Annotated in this window: 12 protein-coding genes; 9 read left to right on the plus strand and 3 right to left on the minus strand. The window is 74.9% G+C overall.

The window, feature by feature from the left end; genetic code table 11:
• Window position 1: 1 nt before the first annotated feature.
• The 4 genes from D6B71_RS07175 (at window position 2) to D6B71_RS23985 (ending at window position 6,466) form a co-directional block, all read left to right on the plus strand.
• On the plus strand, window positions 2-2,803 hold the full coding sequence (locus D6B71_RS07175; RefSeq protein ID WP_121253472.1) for an AfsR/SARP family transcriptional regulator: 2,802 nt from the start codon (window positions 2-4) through the stop codon (window positions 2,801-2,803).
• 75 nt (window positions 2,804-2,878) lie between these two features.
• On the plus strand, window positions 2,879-3,904 hold the full coding sequence (locus D6B71_RS07180; protein ID WP_121253474.1) for a hypothetical protein: 1,026 nt from the start codon (window positions 2,879-2,881) through the stop codon (window positions 3,902-3,904).
• 4 nt (window positions 3,905-3,908) lie between these two features.
• Window positions 3,909-6,089, plus strand: coding sequence for a TolB family protein (locus D6B71_RS07185; protein WP_121253476.1), 2,181 nt, complete (start codon window positions 3,909-3,911; stop codon window positions 6,087-6,089).
• A gap of 101 nt (window positions 6,090-6,190) precedes the next feature.
• Window positions 6,191-6,466 (plus strand): ribosomal protein L7/L12, encoded by a 276-nt coding sequence (locus D6B71_RS23985; protein WP_121253478.1) that lies wholly within the window; start codon window positions 6,191-6,193, stop codon window positions 6,464-6,466.
• A 6-nt stretch (window positions 6,467-6,472) separates the two neighbouring features.
• Here the strand turns inward: D6B71_RS23985 and D6B71_RS07195 are convergent, their stop codons facing one another.
• Window positions 6,473-7,102, minus strand: a complete 630-nt coding sequence (locus D6B71_RS07195; RefSeq protein WP_240641192.1) for a class I SAM-dependent methyltransferase — start codon at window positions 7,100-7,102, stop codon at window positions 6,473-6,475.
• Window positions 7,103-7,188: 86 nt separating this feature from the next.
• Here D6B71_RS07195 and D6B71_RS07200 point away from each other — a divergent pair, with 86 nt between their 5' ends.
• Window positions 7,189-7,791, plus strand: coding sequence for a VldE C-terminal domain-containing protein (locus tag D6B71_RS07200; RefSeq protein WP_126688200.1), 603 nt, complete (start codon window positions 7,189-7,191; stop codon window positions 7,789-7,791).
• A 24-nt stretch (window positions 7,792-7,815) separates the two neighbouring features.
• Here D6B71_RS07200 and D6B71_RS07205 read toward each other — a convergent pair whose 3' ends face one another.
• Together D6B71_RS07205 and D6B71_RS07210 are read right to left on the minus strand one after the other, a co-directional pair.
• Window positions 7,816-8,727 carry an SDR family NAD(P)-dependent oxidoreductase gene (locus tag D6B71_RS07205; RefSeq protein WP_121253482.1) on the minus strand — a complete coding sequence of 304 codons (912 nt, stop codon included), beginning with the start codon at window positions 8,725-8,727 and terminating at the stop codon, window positions 7,816-7,818.
• 137 nt (window positions 8,728-8,864) lie between these two features.
• Window positions 8,865-9,971, minus strand: a complete 1,107-nt coding sequence (locus tag D6B71_RS07210) for a citrate synthase 2 (RefSeq protein ID WP_121253484.1) — start codon at window positions 9,969-9,971, stop codon at window positions 8,865-8,867.
• Window positions 9,972-10,186: 215 nt separating this feature from the next.
• Here D6B71_RS07210 and pdxH point away from each other — a divergent pair, with 215 nt between their 5' ends.
• The 4 genes from pdxH (at window position 10,187) to D6B71_RS07230 (ending at window position 16,370) form a co-directional block, all read left to right on the plus strand.
• Window positions 10,187-10,861, plus strand: coding sequence for a pyridoxamine 5'-phosphate oxidase (gene pdxH, locus D6B71_RS07215; protein ID WP_121253486.1), 675 nt, complete (start codon window positions 10,187-10,189; stop codon window positions 10,859-10,861).
• 172 nt (window positions 10,862-11,033) lie between these two features.
• On the plus strand, window positions 11,034-12,770 hold the full coding sequence (locus tag D6B71_RS07220; RefSeq protein ID WP_121253488.1) for an ABC transporter ATP-binding protein: 1,737 nt from the start codon (window positions 11,034-11,036) through the stop codon (window positions 12,768-12,770).
• Complete coding sequence (locus tag D6B71_RS07225; RefSeq protein WP_121253490.1) at window positions 12,767-14,902, plus strand: ABC transporter ATP-binding protein; 2,136 nt, start codon at window positions 12,767-12,769, stop codon at window positions 14,900-14,902. The genes D6B71_RS07220 and D6B71_RS07225 overlap by 4 nt, the downstream gene beginning before the upstream one ends.
• Window positions 14,903-15,233: 331 nt before the next feature.
• A complete protein-coding gene (locus tag D6B71_RS07230) occupies window positions 15,234-16,370 on the plus strand; it encodes an RsbRD N-terminal domain-containing protein (RefSeq protein ID WP_121253492.1) in 1,137 nt (378 codons plus the stop codon).
• Window positions 16,371-16,376: the final 6 nt, after the last annotated feature.

Consider the following 16,376-nt stretch of genomic DNA (forward strand, 5'->3'; position numbering starts at 1 on the left):
GGTGGCACGCCTGGCCCTGTCGGTGCTCGGTGACCTGCAGGCCCGCGTGGGGGACCGGCCGGTCGAGCTCGGCGCGGTCAAGCAGCGGGCCGTCCTGGGCATGCTGCTGGTCGCCTCGCCCGCCTTGGTCACCGTCGAGGAGCTGACCGACGAGCTGTGGGGCTCGGCCCCGCCGTCGGACCCGCGACGCAACCTCCAGGTCTACGTCTCGGCGCTGCGCAAGGCGCTGGGAGCAGGTGGCGTCCGCATCGAGGGCGACCGGGACGGCTACCGGCTGCTGCCCGAGGACGCCGTGGTCGACGCCGACGGGTTCGCCGAGGCCGTCGGGGCGGCTCGGCAGCGCCTCGAGCAGGGCGACCCCGAGGCCGCGGCCGAGGCTGCGGCCGGTGCCCTCGCCCGGTGGCGCGGGCCGGCCTGGCAGGGGCTGCTCGGCTTCCGGGCTCTCGCGGCCGACGCCGTCCGGTTGGAGGAGCTGCGGCGCCAGGCCCGAGTGGTGCTGGCCCGCGCCCGGCTGGAGCTCGGCCAGCCGCACGAGGCACTGGCCGAGCTGGAGCCGCTGCTCGCGGACGAACCCGACGACGAGGCCCTGCACGCCGACCTGATGCTCGCGCTGCACCGGGCCGGCCGCCGCGACGACGCCCTCGCGCACTACCGCGAGCGACGCCGACGGCTCGTGGCCGAGACCGGACTGGAGCCGGGACGGCGGCTCCAGGACCTTCACCAGGCGATGCTCCGCGACGACCCCGCCCTGGTCGTCGAGGATCCCCGCCTGCGGGCCCGCCGGCACCTGCCGACGCCACTGACCAGCCTGGTCGGACGGCAGCCGGACGTCGAGGACCTGCTCGGCCGGCTGCGGACCGGCTCCGGCCGTCTGGTCACGGTCACCGGTGCGGGCGGCATCGGCAAGACCCGGGTCGCCCTGGCCGCGGCCCATCTGGCGGCCGCCGACCATCCCGACGGCGTCTGGTTCGTCGACCTCGGCGGGCTGGAGGACCCGCGGCTGGTGCCGGAGGCGGTCGCTCACACCCTCGACGTCGAGGTGGGTCCTGACGGCGCCATGCCTGCGCTGCGCACCCACCTGGGCGCCCGCAGGCTGCTGCTGGTGCTCGACAACCTCGAGCAGGTGCTCGACGCCGCCCCGGCCGTGGCCGACCTGCTGGCCGCCTGCCCGGACCTGCGGGTGCTCGCCACCAGCCGGGTGCCGTTGCGGGTGTACGGCGAGCAGGTGCGGTCGCTGGAGCCGCTGCCGGCCGAGCACGCGGTGCCGCTGTTCGTCGAGCGGGCGCGCGCCGTCGACCACCGGTTCGACCCCGGACCCGGCGACGAGGTGGCGGCCGTCTGCGCGGCGCTGGACCACCTCCCGCTCGCGCTCGAGCTGGTGGCGGCCCGCGTCGACACGGTCCCGCTGTCCCGGCTGCGCGCGACGCTCGCCGAGACCGCCGGGCGGCTCGACCTGGCCAGCGAGGGCCCGCGGGACCGCAGCCCCCGTCAGCAGACGCTGCGCAACGCGATCGCCTGGAGCGTCCGGCTGCTCGAGCCGGGCGTCGCGGCGGCGTACCACCGGCTCGCGGTCTTCCGGGGCGGCTTTGACGCCGAGGCCGCCACCGCGGTGGCCGGCGTCGGCGCGGACCGGTTGGAGGCACTGGTCTCGGCCAGCCTGCTGCAGCGTGACGCCGCGGGCCGCTTCGCGATGTTCCAGGCGGTGCGCGAGCACGCCGAGGAGGACGCCGACCCCGCCGACCTTGCGGCGACCCGCGCGGCGCACGCTGCGTGGTACCGGCGGCTCGCGGCGAGCTCGACCGGAGGCATGCGCGGGGCTGCGATGGCCACCTGGGTCGAACGTCTGCGCAGCGATGGCCCCGACCTGCGGGCGGCGATGACCTGGTGGGCCGAGACCGCCGAGGCCGACTCCGGAGCGGAGTCGGCGGAGGGGCTGCTCGACATGGTGGCCGCCCTCGGGCTGTTCTGGTATCGCACCAGTCCCGCCTCGGCCGACGTCGAGTGGCTGCCCCGGGCGCTGCGCCTCGGCGCCGGCTGCGACCCGGCCCTGCGTGCCCGGGCGTGGTACGCGCTGGCGATCTGTCGAGCCGAGCAGGGCCGCACCGAGGAGGCGCTGGCCCACAGCCGGGAGTGCCGGGCGCTGCTGCCGGCCGACGACCTGACCTGGCGGGCGCGCGTGCTCAACACCCTCGGCGGGATCGCCCGCGACCTGGGCCGGCCCGAAGAGGCGGCACCGATGATGGAGGAGAGCATCGCGCTGCGTCGCCGGCTGCAGGAGCCGACGCTGTCGCTGCCGATCGCGCTGGCGAACCGGGCGATGGTCGCCCGTGACCTCGGTGACCTGGACCGGGCCGAGGCATGTCTCGAGGAGTGCCTGCGGATCGCCCGGCGCGAGGACGACCGGCTGGACCAGGCGGTGGCCGAGGCCGGCCTGGCCGACGTGGCCGTCGACCGGGGTCAGGTGCAGCTCGCCCGCGACCTGCTCGCCCGCAGCGTGCCCGTGCTGCGCGAGCTCGGCCAGGAGTTCCGGCTGACCGAGTGCCTCGAGACGCTCGCCGCGCTCGCCGTGCGCGAGGATCGCGCCGAGACGGCCGCTGCGTTGCTCGCCGCCGCCGACCGTGCCCTCGCCGAGGAGGGCGCGACGCTGGTTCCCGCGGACCGTGCGATGCGGGAGCGCAGGGTGGCGCCGGCCGTCGCCGGGCTCGACGCACCGGCGGCCGCCGAGGCGGCACGGCGGGGTGCCGCCCTCGACCTGCCCGCCGCGATCGAGCTCGGCCTGACCGGGGTGTCCGGGGGCGGCTGAGGGTCGCTTGAGGGTTGGTTGAGCGCTCCGCCCCACGATCGGTCGCACGGCCCCGATCCAGGCGAGGAGACCCCGATGACCACCCACCCCAGCCCAGCTATCAGCCCATCCATCAGCCCATCCATCAGCCCGGCCCGCCGGCGACCACCGGCACCCAGGCCGGGTCGGCGCCGTCGGGCGGCTCTCGCCCTGGCCGCCGCCGGCACCCTGGTCGCCGGCACCGGCGGCACGGCGTACGCCGCTCCGACCCGGCACGAGGGCGACCTGCGGGTCGCCATGGGCTACTGGTGCGACCTCGGCTACCAGGCGGCGACCGTCGGGTCGGTCGCCGGCCTGCTCTACGACGACGCCGCCAAGCCGAAGGTCGGCGAGGTGTTCTACGCCTACGTCGAGGTCGCGGCCACCGCCGAGCCGTGCATCGAGCAGCAGATGGTGCCCGACATCGACCTGCCCCCGAACCTGGAGCTGGCGGTGTCGCCGGCCCACCCGATCCGGTGCGTGCGATGGGACTACCGCGACAGTCCCGTCAGCGAGCACGCGGAGACCGCGCTGTGCCCGACCTCGGCCTCGCCGGGCGTCAGCGGCGGCGACTGGAGCTTCCCGCCGCGCAGCCAGGAGCTGTGGCGGCTGCCTTACCAGACCGGATGGGAGGTGCAGGTCCCGGTGAAGGCGACGGCGCCGGGGCCCCTGGCCGTGCGGTTCCACGCCCAGGTGATCGACGGGGTGACCGACCCCGTGCTGAGCCCGTTGTCGCCCTCGGTCGACGTCGGTGGCGGTGCTCCGGCCTCGGTGACGACCGACGTCGCCGAGGTGGTCCGGCTGGGCCGCACCGGTGGCGCCGTCCCCACGACGCTGCGCGCCGAGCCCGCCGGAGCAACGGTCAAGGTGGTGCTCCGTGCCCAGCGGGACGGCCGCTGGGCGACCGTCGCCAGTCGTGCCGCTTCGGCCACCGGGTCGTCCCAGACGGTCCGGGTGCCGGTGCCCCGGGCGTGGCGCGACCGGCTCCCGACCAGGGGGCTGCGGGCCAAGGTGGTGGTGAGGGTGCGGACGGACTCGGGGACGGGTCAGCGCGCCGCCGACGGTTTCACGCTGAGGAAGTGACGAGATGGCGACCACCTCCACCCCCACGACGGCCGAGCGGCCCGGCCGGCTCGGATCTCGGACCCGCGCAGCGGCCGCACTGTTGACCGCCGGCGTCACGGTGGTGGCGACGGCCCTGGCCGCCGTCGTCGTCCTGGCCTCCTCGGCCTCGGCGGCGCCCACCCGGCACGAAGGCGATCCGCGCTACCTGTTCGGGGAGTGGTGCAGCACGCAGCTGCCGGCGGTCACCGTGGGCGGTGTGGCGGGGCTCGTCTACGACGACGCCGCTCCGCCGGCCGCCGGCGACGTTGTCTACGCCTATGTCGAGGTGGCCACGCTGGCCGAGGACTGCTCGATGCCGATCGTGCTGCCGGAGGTGCGGCTCGGGCCGGGGGAGGAGCTGGCCGTCTCGGCTGCCCACCCGATCCGCTGCGTGCGGTGGGACTACACCTCCGGCAGCGCTGTCGAGCAGCCGTTCACCCAGGGGTGCCCCACCAGCGCCTCGCCGCCTGTGAGCGGCGGTACCGCCAGCTTCCCGGACGCCTCCGGCAACCCGTGGGGGGTGCCGTATCGGCACGGCATCGAGATCCAGGTGCCGGTGCGGATGACCACCGCCGGCCGGCACGCCCCGGTCTTCCCGTCCCTGGTCATCGTGGGTGGAAAGCGGCAGCTCCTCGAACCCTCCACGCCGTCGTTGCAGGTGCAGGAGGGCGGCGGCCCGCCGACCAGTGACCCGTCGAGCCCGCCGACCAGTGACCCGTCGAGCCCGCCGACCAGCGACCCGACGAGTCCGCCGACCAGTGACCCGACGAGTCCGCCGACCAGTGACCCGTCGAGCCCGCCGACCAGCGACCCGACGAGCCCGCCGACCAGCCAGCCGCCGGTGCCGGGCGCGGTGAACGGCCCGATCGTGTTCCAGAGCTCGCGGAGCGGCAACCCGCACCTGTTCCTGGTCGAGCCCGACGGCAGCGGCCTGCGACAGCTCACCACGACCGGCGGCAACCTGAGCCCGGCCGTCTCACCGGACGGCACCCGGATCGCGTGGGTCCGTGACGGCGACCTGTGGACCATGGATGCCGATGGCTCCGATGCCCGGCGCGTCACCTCGACCGCCGCAGCCGAGGCCTCGCCGACGTGGTCGCCCGACGGCACCCGGATCGCCTACACCTCCAACGCCGCGCCCGACGGCGGCAGCGACCTCGAGGTCCTGGTGGTGCGTGCCGACGGGACCGGCGGGGTTCGGCAGGTCACCGCCAACACCGTCACCGACCAGCAGCCCGACTGGTCCCCGGCCTCGTCCGACGCGCCCGACGGGCTGATCGCCCTCAGCCGGCGCAGCGCCCAGGGTGGCATCGTGGTCGTCGACCCGGCGACGTCCGTCGAGCGCAACCTCACCCGCGGTCAGGTGGTCGGCGGGGATGCCTTCGCCGGCCACGACGACCACCCGGACTGGCACCCGTCCGGCACCGCGCTCGCCTTCACCCACCCCTTCGAGGCGGACGGCGGCGGGCTGCCCGCGATCTGGTCGATCGCGCTCGACGGCTCCGGGCTCCAGCGGCTCTCGCGCTCCCCGAGCGTCAGCGACAGCGACCCGGCGTGGTCGCCGGACGGCACCCGGGTCGCCTACGTGCGCGCCGACGGCACCGACCGTGACGTGGCGGCGATGGCGGCGGACGGGAGCGGGGTGGTCGAGGTCGCCCCGTCGGCCGCCCACGACATCGCCCCCGCCTGGCTGCCCGCCACGCCCACCGACCCGCCGACCGGTGAGCCCAGCCCGACCGGTGAGCCCAGCCCGACCGGCGAGCCCAGCCCGACCGGCGAGCCCAGCCCGACCGGCGAGCCCAGCCCGACCGGCGGGCCCGGCGAGCCCCCGGCCGCGGACCCGGCCTCGGTGGCGGTGACGGTGCCCGGCACCGTCCGCCTGGCCGCCACCGGTGGCCGGGTCCCGGTCCGGGCCCAGGCCGGGCCCACGGGTGCGTCGCTGAGCCTGATCCTCCAGGTGCGGCGGTCCGGTGCGTGGCAGCCGGTGAGCCGCCTGACCGTGCCGGTCGCGGAGCCCGGTAGCGCGCTGCACCGCCTCTCGGTCCCGCGGCGGGTGCGCCGCCAGCTCGGGACGGCCCCCGCCACCGCCCGGGTGACCGCGATCCTGCTCGCGCCGGACGACGGGCAGGACCGCGACCGCGAGCGCTTCCGGCTGCGCCGCTGAGGGCACCGACCCGCATTCCCGCGGCGCGTCGAGGGACGATCGATCCCCTCGGCGCGCCGCGGTGAGCCGAGGCACGACCCGCCTCCCCTAGGGTGCGGCGCATGGGATGGTTCAGCGACCGCGGCGACGATCAGCCCGACCCGAGCCGCATCGCGCAGCTCGAGGAGCGGGTACGCCGCCTCGAGGTGACCGTCGCGCTGCTGGCTCAGGAGCGAGGTTCGTTGCCGGACGTCGACGGCGCTGCGGCCGCCGGCGACCCGTGGGCCGACGTCCGCGACCTGGTGGCGCGCGGCAAGAAGATCCAGGCGATCAAGGTGGTCCGCGAGCGGACCGGGATGGGCCTCAAGGAGGCCAAGGAGCTCGTCGAGTCCTGGTGAGCCCGCTCAGCCCGCCGACACCACGGCGTACCGCTCGTCGCGGATCGGCCCGCCCCACAGCGCGGGGTCCTCGAGCGGCCTCAGCTCGGCCTCGCGGCCGGTCGAGGCCACCAGCGCCGTGGTCTGGGCCGCGGTGAGGCCGGCCCCGGTCCACCAGGATCCTTCGATCAGCACCAGCCGGCCGCCCGGAGCGAGCAGCGCCACCCACCGGGCAAGGACGTCGGCCGGATCGGGCAGCGCCCACAGCACATGGCGCGACAGCACCACGTCGTAGGTCCCGGGGCTCAGCGGCGGGCGCGCCGCGTCGGCGCAGGTCACGCTGACGTCGGGCAGCGCTGCGGTCTTCTCGCGTGCCAGGCGCACCATCTCGCCGGAGAGGTCGAGCCCGTCGACGACGTACCCGTCGCCGGCCAAGAGGGCCGCCAGCGTGCCCGTGCCGCAGCCGAGATCGGCGACGCGCGCCGGGGCCGCCGGCAGCAGGTCGGCCAGCAGCGCCCGCCAGGCACGGCGTACCAGGGGGTCGCGAAGACCGTGGTCGGGAGCCTCGTCGAACGTTGGGGCCTGCGCGTCCCACGCAGCGGCCTGGTCGCGGGTGCTCAACCGTTCGCTGCTGTTGCCGATCGAGGAGTTGTCCACCTCATGGACCCTAGGGGAGGCCTCGCCTTCGAGCGGGTGCGGCCGTGAGGATCCGTCTCGGGGGGATCGACACAGGAGGAAGCAGCGTGCCGACAGAGAGTTCAGCGACCGTGGCCCGGTCCAAGGGGCGTCGGGCGCCGGCCCTGGTGGCCGTCGTCGTCCTGCTGGGGGCGCTGCTGACCGCGGCCCCGGCCTCGGCGGAGATCGAGGACTACCCGTCGTGGCAGCCCGCCACGAAGTGCCAGCCGAAGCCCAAGCCGGGCACCGCCTTCCTCGGCCGGTGGCTGGTCCGCAACCACGGCGGCTCGTTCGGCAGCATCTCGCGCTCGTGCACGAAGAAGAACGTGAGCTCCGAGCACCACGAGGGCCGGGCCTTCGACTGGAGCCTGGACGCGGCGAAGAAGGCCGACCGGCGCCGCGCCCGCGCGTTCCTCGCCCAGGTGCGCGCCACCGATGCCCGCGGCAACACCGACGCCGTCGGGCGCCGGATGGGGCTGATGTATGTCATCTGGAACGACGAGATCTACTCGGCGTGGAACGGCTACGCGCCCGAGCCCTACCTGAGCTCCTCGTGCAAGACGCGGAAGAAGTGCTCCAAGACGCTGCGTCACCGCGACCACGTGCACGTCTCGCTCACCCGGGCGGGCGGCCGGGGCAAGACCAGCTGGTTCGAGCGGCGGATGGGCTGAGCCGCAGCCCACGGCCGCCGTCGGTCAGGAGGCGGCCCGGCGGGCCTGCAACCGCCGCTGCTTGGCCACGAACCGCACCGACGCCCGCTGGGTGAACCCGGGTGCCCACCGACCGACCCGCCAGATCACCCGGGCGGTGCGCGGCGTGACCAGCATCGCCCGGTCGCTGCGTACCGCCTCGAGCACCTGCGCGGCGAGCACGTCGGGGTCGAGCGGACGGCGTACCCCCTGACCCTTGAGGTAGTAGTCGCGCCCGTGGAAGCGCCCGAGGTGGCCCTTCTCCAGGATCGGGGTCTCGACCGCCGAGGGACACACGACCGTGACGCCGACGCCCTTCGCGGCGGCCTCGGAGCGCAGCGCGAGCGACAGCCCGACCACCGCGTGCTTGGTCGCGACGTAGCTGGTGATCAGCCCGGCGGCCATCAGCCCGCCCATCGAGGCGGTGTTGACGATCTGACCGCCCCAGCCGTCGCTGCCGTCGGTGCTGTCGGCCGGGGTGGTGCGGGCCTGGCGGAGCATGAGCGGGTACGCCGCGGCGACGCCGTGCACCACGCCGCGCACGTTGACGTCGATGATCGCGTCCCACTGCGCGAGGGTGAGGTCCTCGGTCTCGCCGCCGAAGGTGATGCCGGCGTTGTTGAACAGCAGGTCGAGCCGGCCGCTGCGGGCGGCGGTCTCGTCGACGAGCGCCTGCACCGCGGCGCCGTCGGTGACGTCGAGGCGCGCGGCGCGGGCGGTGCCGGGGCCGGGGGCGGCCGCGGCGACCCGGGCCGCGGCCACCTCATCGAGGTCGGCGGCGACCACGTCGGCGCCGGCGGCGGTCAGGGCGCGGACCAGCGCGGCACCGATGCCGGAGCCGGCCCCGGTCACCAGGGCGGTGCGGCCCCGGATGCGGTCGGGTGCGGTCGGGTCGGCCTGGAGTCGCGGCGTCGGCATGCCCCGGAGTGTGGCAGGCACCGACCGGTCACGTCACGGGGTCTATGAGAATCTCTCGGTGACTTCCCACGCGTTGTTGTCGCTTCCCACGCGCAGCAACGCGTGGGAAGCGACAGGATCGCCGGATATCCGGCGATTCAGCCGGCCCAGCCGTCGCGCCAGCCGGAGACGCTGTCGGCCGGGCGCGGCGCCGGGCCGGCGTACTTCGCCGACGGCCGGACCAGGCGGCCGGTGCGCTTCTGCTCCAGGATGTGCGCCGACCAGCCGCCGGTGCGGGCGCAGGTGAACATCGAGGTGAACATCGGGGCGGGCACCTCGGCGAAGTCGAGCACGATCGCCGCCCAGAACTCCACGTTCGTCTCCAGCACCCGGTCGGGACGCCGCTCGCGCAGCTCGGCGAGCGCGGCCTGCTCGAGCGCCTCGGCCACCTCGTAGCGCGGCGCGTCCAGCTCGCGAGCGGTGCGTCGCAGCACCCGCGCGCGGGGGTCCTCGGCGCGGTAGACCCGGTGGCCGAAGCCCATCAGCCGCTCGCCGTCGTCGAGCAGCTGCTTGACGTAGCCGCGGGCGTCCCCGTCGCGCTGCTCGACCTCCTCGATCATGTGCAGCACCCGCGACGGCGCGCCGCCGTGCAGCGGCCCGCTCATCGCGCCGATCGCACCCGACAGCGCGGCGGCGACGTCGGCGCCGGTCGAGGTGATCACCCGGGCGGTGAACGTGGAGGCGTTCATGCCGTGCTCGGCCGCCGAGGACCAGTAGGCGTCGATCGCCTTCACGTGACGCGGGTCGGCCTCGCCCTTCCAGCGGATCAGGAACTTCTCGGCCAGCGTGCTGCCCTCGTCGATGACCTTCTGCGGCACCAGCGGCCGGTCCAGCCCGCGCGCGGACTGCGCGGCGTACGACAGCACCATCACCGCGACCCGGCCGAGCTCCTCGCGGGCCTCCTCGTCGCTGATGTCGTAGGTCGGGCGGAACCCGAACGCCGGCGCCAGCATCGCGATCGCCGCCTGCACGTCGACGCGCACGTCGCCGGTGCGGACCGGGATGTTGTGCGCCTCGGCCGGCGCCAGGCCGGGGTCGTAGGCGCCGTCGATCAGCAGCCCCCACACGTTCTCGAACGGCACCCGGCCGACCAGGTCCTCGATGTCGACCCCGCGATAGCGCAGGGCGGAGCCCTCCTTGTCGGGCTCGGCGATCTCGGTCTCGAAGGCGACGACACCTTCCAGTCCGTGCTGGACCTCGGTCATGGCGACTCCTTTGTCGGTGCGGCCCCGCGCAGGGGCCCGAGTGGGGCGAGGGGCGCTGCGGACGGCGTGGCGGAGCAGGCGACGGCTCCGGTCCGCGGACCCCGCGGCATTGTGCACTGTCGGTGCCTGAACGCGTGCGGGCGGTCTGCACGGTTTGCCGCTCGGTTGCTGCATGGCTGGGCGGCGGGTGGGGGCCGGGTGGGAGAGTGGGGCCCATGGACGACGCACTGCCGGACGCTTCCGGGACCAGGCTCCCCGACCTCGCCGCGCTGCGCGAGGAGTACGCCGCGGGGGGCCTGGTCGAGGCCGACCTGGCCGCCGACCCGATCGCGATGTTCCGCCGCTGGCTGACCGAGGCCCTCGCGGCCGGGGTGCACGAGCCGAACGCGATGGTGGTCTCGACGGTCTCGCCCGACGGCTGGCCCTCGTCGCGGCTGATCCTGCTCAAGGGCGTGGAGGAGCGCGGGTTCGTCTTCTTCACCAACACCGCCTCCCGCAAGGGCGCCGACCTCGCGGCCAACCCCCGCTGCGCGCTGCTGTTCCCGTGGCACGCGCTGGAGCGGCAGGTCCGGGTCGACGGCCTCGCCGAGCCGCTTCCGGCCGCCGACGTCGCGGCCTACTTCGCCGTGCGCCCGCGAGGCTCCCAGCTGGGGGCCTGGGCCTCCCACCAGTCGCGGCCGGTGGCCGGGCGCGAGGAGCTCGCGGCGGCGTACGCCGAGGTGTCGGCGCGGTTCGACGGCGTCGACGTGCCGGTGCCGGAGGAGTGGGGCGGCTACCTGGTGCGCCCCGAGGTGGTCGAGTTCTGGCAGGGCCGGCCCGGGCGGATGCACGACCGGCTGGTCTACCGCCGAGCGGGCGACGGCTGGACCACCGGCCGGCTGGCCCCCTGACCGCCGGTCTCGCCGACCGCAGCGGTCGGCCCGCACCATGTAACGCGGTGTCCAGGCAACTGGTGCGGTGGCCGGACACCGCGGAAGTCGCCCGGACACCGCGTTACAGCCGGCGCGGCGGCGTGAACCGGCGCGACCTGTCCCGATCCGACCCACCCCCAGGAGGCCCGAGGTGCTGCTCCGCCTGTTCCGCGAGAACCTGGTGCGGCCTTATCGTCGACCCCTGGCCGCGGTGGTCGTGCTCCAGTTCGTCTCGACGGTGGCGATGCTCTATCTGCCCAGCCTCAACGCCGACATCATCGACGAGGGGGTGGCCAAGGGCGACACCGGCTACATCGTGCGCACCGGCGCGGTGATGCTCACCGTGTCGCTCGTCCAGATCGCCTGCTCGATCACCGCGGTCTGGTTCTCCTCGCGCAGCGCGATGGGGTTCGGCCGCGACCTGCGCGCCGCCGTCTTCCACCGGGTCGGCTCGTTCTCCGCGCGCGAGGTGGCCCAGTTCGGCGCCCCCTCGCTGATCACCCGCACCACCAACGACGTCCAGCAGCTGCAGATGCTGGCGCTGATGACCTGCACGATGGCGGTCAGCGTCCCGATCATGATGGTCGGCGGGGTGCTGATGGCGATGCGGGAGGACCTCGGCCTCTCCTGGCTGCTGGCGGTCGTGGTGCCCGCACTGTTCCTCGCCGTCGGGCTCGTCGTCTCCCAGATGGTGCCGAGCTTCCGGCTGGTCCAGGAGCGCCTCGACGAGGTGAACCGGGTGCTGCGCGAGCAGCTCGCCGGCATCCGTGTGGTGCGCGCGTTCGTGCGCGAGCCGCAGGAGACCGCCCGGTTCGCCCGCGCCAACGACGGACTGACCGAGGTGTCCGTGCGCGCCGGCCGCTGGATGGCCACGATGTTCCCGCTGGTGATGCTGGTCGTGAACGTCTCCAGCGTCGCGGTGATCTGGTTCGGCGGCCACCGGGTCGACGACGGCAGCATGGAGGTCGGGGCCCTGACCGCGTTCCTGGCCTACCTGATGCAGATCCTGATGTCGGTGATGATGGGCACGTTCATGCTGATGATGGTGCCCCGCTCCGCGGTGTGCGCCGACCGGGTCGCCGAGGTGCTCGACACCCGCTCCACCGTGGTGCCGCCCGCCGACCCGGTGCGCGACGTCGACCTGCACGGGCACCTCGAGCTCGACGCGGTCGGCTTCACCTATCCGGGGGCCGAGCACCCCGTGCTCGACGGGGTCAGCCTCAGTGCCGGGCCCGGCCAGACCGTCGCGGTCATCGGCTCGACCGGCGCCGGCAAGACCACGCTGTTGAACCTCGTGCCGCGGCTCTTCGACGCGACCTCCGGAGCGGTCCTGGTCGACGGCGTCGACGTGCGCCGGCTCGACCCCGAGCTGCTGTGGGCGCGGATCGGTCTCGTGCCCCAGCGCGCGTTCCTGTTCACCGGCACCGTCGCCGAGAACCTGCGCCACGGCCGCCGTGACGCGACCGACGAGGAGCTCTGGCACGCCCTCGAGGTCGCCCAGGCGCGCGACTTCGTCGAGCGGATGCCCGGCGGCCTCGACGCGCCGATCACCCAGGGCGGCACCAACGTCTCCGGTGGCCAGCGGCAACGGCTCGCGATCGCCCGGGCGCTGGTACGCCGCCCCGAGATCTACCTGTTCGACGACGCGTTCTCGGCGCTCGACCTCGCCACCGACGCCCGGCTCCGCGCGGCACTGCGCCCCGAGACCAGGCAGTCGACGGTGCTGATCGTGGCGCAGCGGGTCTCGACCATCCGCGACGCCGACCTGATCCTCGTGCTCGAGGGCGGCGTGGTCGTGGGACGCGGCACGCACGCCGAGCTGCTCGCCGACAACCCGACGTACCAGGAGATCGTCGCCTCGCAGCTGAGCGCGGAGGAGGCGGCATGAGTCACCCCCCGCGCGACCGCTCGCTGCGCGCCCGCCTCCGGCGCGAGCCGGCAGCAGGCGAGACCGCGCCCGCCGACCCGCCGGTCCCCGTGCCGCCCACCCCCGGGGCGGCGCCCGACGCGCCGGCCGGGCCGCCGACCGGTGCGGCGCCCGCGGCCCCGGGTGCCCCCGGCACCTTGAAGGAGACCGAGCGGATCCAGGCCGGTCCCGGCCCGGGCCACGGCCCGATGGGCAGCCGGATGGTCGGCCAGAAGGCGATGACCTTCGGCCCCTCGGCCCGCCGCCTGGTGCGCCGGCTGGCGCCCGAGCGGGGCAAGGCGATCGCGGTGGTGCTGCTCGCGATCGTCAGCGTCACCCTCACCGCCTACGGCCCGCGGCTGCTCGGGCACGCGACCGACCTGGTGTTCGAGGGGCTGTTCGGCCGCCAGCTCGGCGAGCAGCTGCCGGCGGGCACCACCAAGGAGCAGGCGGTCGCGGGGCTCGAGTCGCGCGGCGAGGAGCGGCTCGCCGACATGCTCCGCGGCATGGACGTGGTGCCCGGCGTGGGCGTCGACTTCGACGCGGTCGGACGGGTGCTGCTGCTGGTGCTGGGGGTGTACGCCGCCGCGGCGCTGCTGGCCTGGCTGCAGGGCTACCTGCTCAACGACGTCGTCCAGAGCGCCGTGCGCCGGATGCGCTCCGACGTCGAGGAGAAGGTGCACCGGATGCCGCTGCCCTACTTCGACCGCCAGCCCCGCGGCGAGCTGCTCAGCCGGGTCACCAACGACATCGACAACGTCGCGCAGACGCTCCAGCAGACGATGAGCCAGCTGCTCACCTCGCTGCTGACCGTGGTCGCGGTGATCTCGATGATGTTCTGGATCTCGCCGCTGCTGGCGCTGATCGCGTTGGTCTCGGTGCCGGTCTCGATGGTGCTGACCGCGTTGGTGATGCGCCGCTCGCAGGGCCAGTTCATCGCCCAGTGGCGGCGCACCGGCGCGCTGAACGGCCACATCGAGGAGACCTTCTCCGGCCACGCGCTGGTCACGGTGTTCGGCCGCCGTCAGGAGGTGGAGCGGGCCTTCGCCGAGCAGAACGACGAGCTGTACGAGGCGTCGTACCGCGCCCAGTTCGTCAGCGGGCTGATCATGCCGCTGATGATGTTCGTCGGGAACCTCAACTACGTGGTGATCGCGGTGGTCGGCGGCCTGCGGGTGGCGCACGGCTCGCTGAGCCTCGGCGAGGTGCAGGCGTTCATCCAGTACACCCGCCAGTTCACCCAGCCGCTGACCGCGGTCGCGTCGATGATGAACCTGCTGCAGTCGGGGGTGGCGTCGGCCGAGCGGGTCTTCGAGCTGCTCGACGCCGAGGAGGAGGCGCCCGACCCGGCCCCGGCCGCGGCGCCGCCGTCGCGGCGCGGCGAGGTCCGGCTCGAGCACGTGTCGTTCCGGTACGCCGCCGACGAGCCGCTGATCGAGGACCTCTCGCTGGTCGCCCGGCCGGGCCACACGGTCGCGATCGTCGGGCCGACGGGGGCGGGCAAGACCACGCTGGTGAACCTGGTGATGCGCTTCTACGAGCTCGACGCCGGACGGATCACCCTCGACGGTGTCGACGTGACCGCCGTGCCGCGCGCGGAGCTGCGCTCGCAGATCGGCATGGTGCTGCAGGACACCTGGCTGTTCGAGGGGTCGATCCGCGAGAACATCGCCTACGGCCGGCCGGAGGCGACCGAGGAGGAGGTGCTCGCCGCGGCGCGCGCCACGTTCGTCGACCGGTTCGTGCACGCGCTGCCCGACGGCTACGACACGGTGGTCGACGAGGAGGGCGGCAACCTGAGCGCGGGGGAGCGGCAGCTGATCACGATCGCCCGCGCGTTCCTCGCCGACCCGGCGCTGCTGATCCTCGACGAGGCCACCAGCTCGGTCGACACCCGCACCGAGCTGCTGCTCCAGCACGCGATGGCCGCACTGCGTACCGACCGCACCTCGTTCGTGATCGCGCACCGGCTCAGCACGATCCGCGACGCCGACCTGATCCTGGTGATGGAGTCGGGCCGCATCGTCGAGCAGGGCAGCCACGACGAGCTGCTGGCCGCCGACGGTGCCTACGCCCGGCTCTACCGCTCGCAGTTCGAGGCCGCCGTCGCCTGACGGCCCCAGGGCCGGCCCGGGCGGGCGGTCGGGCGGGCACGGTCGGGCCATGGTGCGGTGGCGTTGGCCTCTGGTTGCGTGGCAACCCGGCGGGTGCAGGTGTGGGGACGTCGAGTCGGCGCTTGTGCAGGCATGGGGACGCCCAGCCGGCGTGGGTGCAGATCTGCGGTAGCGCCGGGTCGGCGGGGTCGGGTCGCCACTGGCGTCGCGTCCGCGCGCCCGCCCGGCTCACCCGGCATGCTGGGGTCCGGCGTGCGGTGCCGGTGACATCGCACTGCGCGGCGATGCGGAGAGGGGAGTCGATGGGCGGCGGAGACAGGGCGGACCGGGGGTGAGCGCGCTCTCGGGCGGGGTCCCCTGGCAGTCGGTCGCGCGCCTGGTCGAGCGGGTCGTCGACGACGAGCATCTGGTCGAGTCGCTGGTGGCGGGGGTGCGCACCGCGGTCCGCGACATCACCCCGCTCGCGCCCGCGGACGTGGCGGGCCACACCCGGGCGCTGCTGATCGCCGCCGCGCGGGCGGTCGCGGAACGGCGCGCCCCCACCGAGGCCGAGCTGGCGTTCGTCGAGGAGCTGGCCGTCACCCGAGCCGGCCAGGGAGTGCCTGTGGAGGCGGTGCTGTCGGCGGTGCACCTGGCGTCTCGCTCGATCTGGAGCCGGGCCCGCGAGCTCGCCCCGCTGGAGGAGGTCACCGCGGTCCAGCTCCTCGAGGCGCGTGAGCTGTACGACGACTGGGCCGAGGTGGTGCGCACGCGCCTGGTCGGCGCCCATCGCCGGGCCACCGCGGAGCAGGCACCGCGCCGAGGCGACCGAGACGTGGCGCTGCTGCGGCGGCTCCTGGCCGGGGGCACGGCCGCCGCCCTGGCGGCGGTCGAGGCCGGTCACCGGGAGACCACGCCGCTGCTGGTGGCGGTGGCCCGGCCCGGTGACGCGGCGACCGTGGCGGCGTTCGAGGCGGCCGTGCGCGGACGCGGCGTACTCCTGGGACGCGTGGACGCGCTGCTGGTGGCGGTCGCCGCGAGGCTCCCCGCGGCGTCGCGCTCGACCGCCGTGCGGATCGGTCTCGCCGGTCCGGCCGAGCCGGAGGAGCTGCACGTGCTGCGCGACCAGGCGGTGGCCGCGCTCGGAGCGGTCGAGATCGCCCGCAGGGAGGGTTGCCACCACGTGTCGGACCTGCCGACCCTCGCCGCGCTCGGTCGCAACGGCGACCTCGGGCTGGTCCTGGCCGCCCGCCACCATGGGTCCCGGACGGAGCTGGCGGGCAGTGTGGACGAGGTCGCGCGCACGGTGCGGGCGTGGGTGGAGCACGACCGCGACGTGCGCGCCGTCGCGCGCGAGCTGTTCGTGCACCCGAACACCGTCCGCAACCGGGTGCAACGGTTCGCCGACGTCACCGGCGTCGATCCGTGGAGCTGCTTCGGCGCGGTCGACGCCTGGTGGCTGTGCCACAGCTGGCTGACCGAGCCCTGAGCTGCC

Origin of the sequence: Nocardioides ferulae, assembly GCF_003660455.1 — a bacterium.
GTDB lineage: Bacteria > Actinomycetota > Actinomycetes > Propionibacteriales > Nocardioidaceae > Nocardioides > Nocardioides ferulae.

Coding starts and splice junctions, on each gene's coding strand:
- D6B71_RS07180 (WP_121253474.1), top strand. CDS start 2,879: ATGACCACCCACCCCAGCCCAGCTATCAGCCCATCCATCAGCCCATCC.
- D6B71_RS07185 (WP_121253476.1), top strand. CDS start 3,909: ATGGCGACCACCTCCACCCCCACGACGGCCGAGCGGCCCGGCCGGCTC.
- D6B71_RS23985 (WP_121253478.1), top strand. CDS start 6,191: ATGGGATGGTTCAGCGACCGCGGCGACGATCAGCCCGACCCGAGCCGC.
- D6B71_RS07205 (WP_121253482.1), bottom strand. CDS start 8,727: ATGCCGACGCCGCGACTCCAGGCCGACCCGACCGCACCCGACCGCATC.
- D6B71_RS07210 (WP_121253484.1), bottom strand. CDS start 9,971: ATGACCGAGGTCCAGCACGGACTGGAAGGTGTCGTCGCCTTCGAGACC.
- pdxH (WP_121253486.1), top strand. CDS start 10,187: ATGGACGACGCACTGCCGGACGCTTCCGGGACCAGGCTCCCCGACCTC.
- D6B71_RS07225 (WP_121253490.1), top strand. CDS start 12,767: ATGAGTCACCCCCCGCGCGACCGCTCGCTGCGCGCCCGCCTCCGGCGC.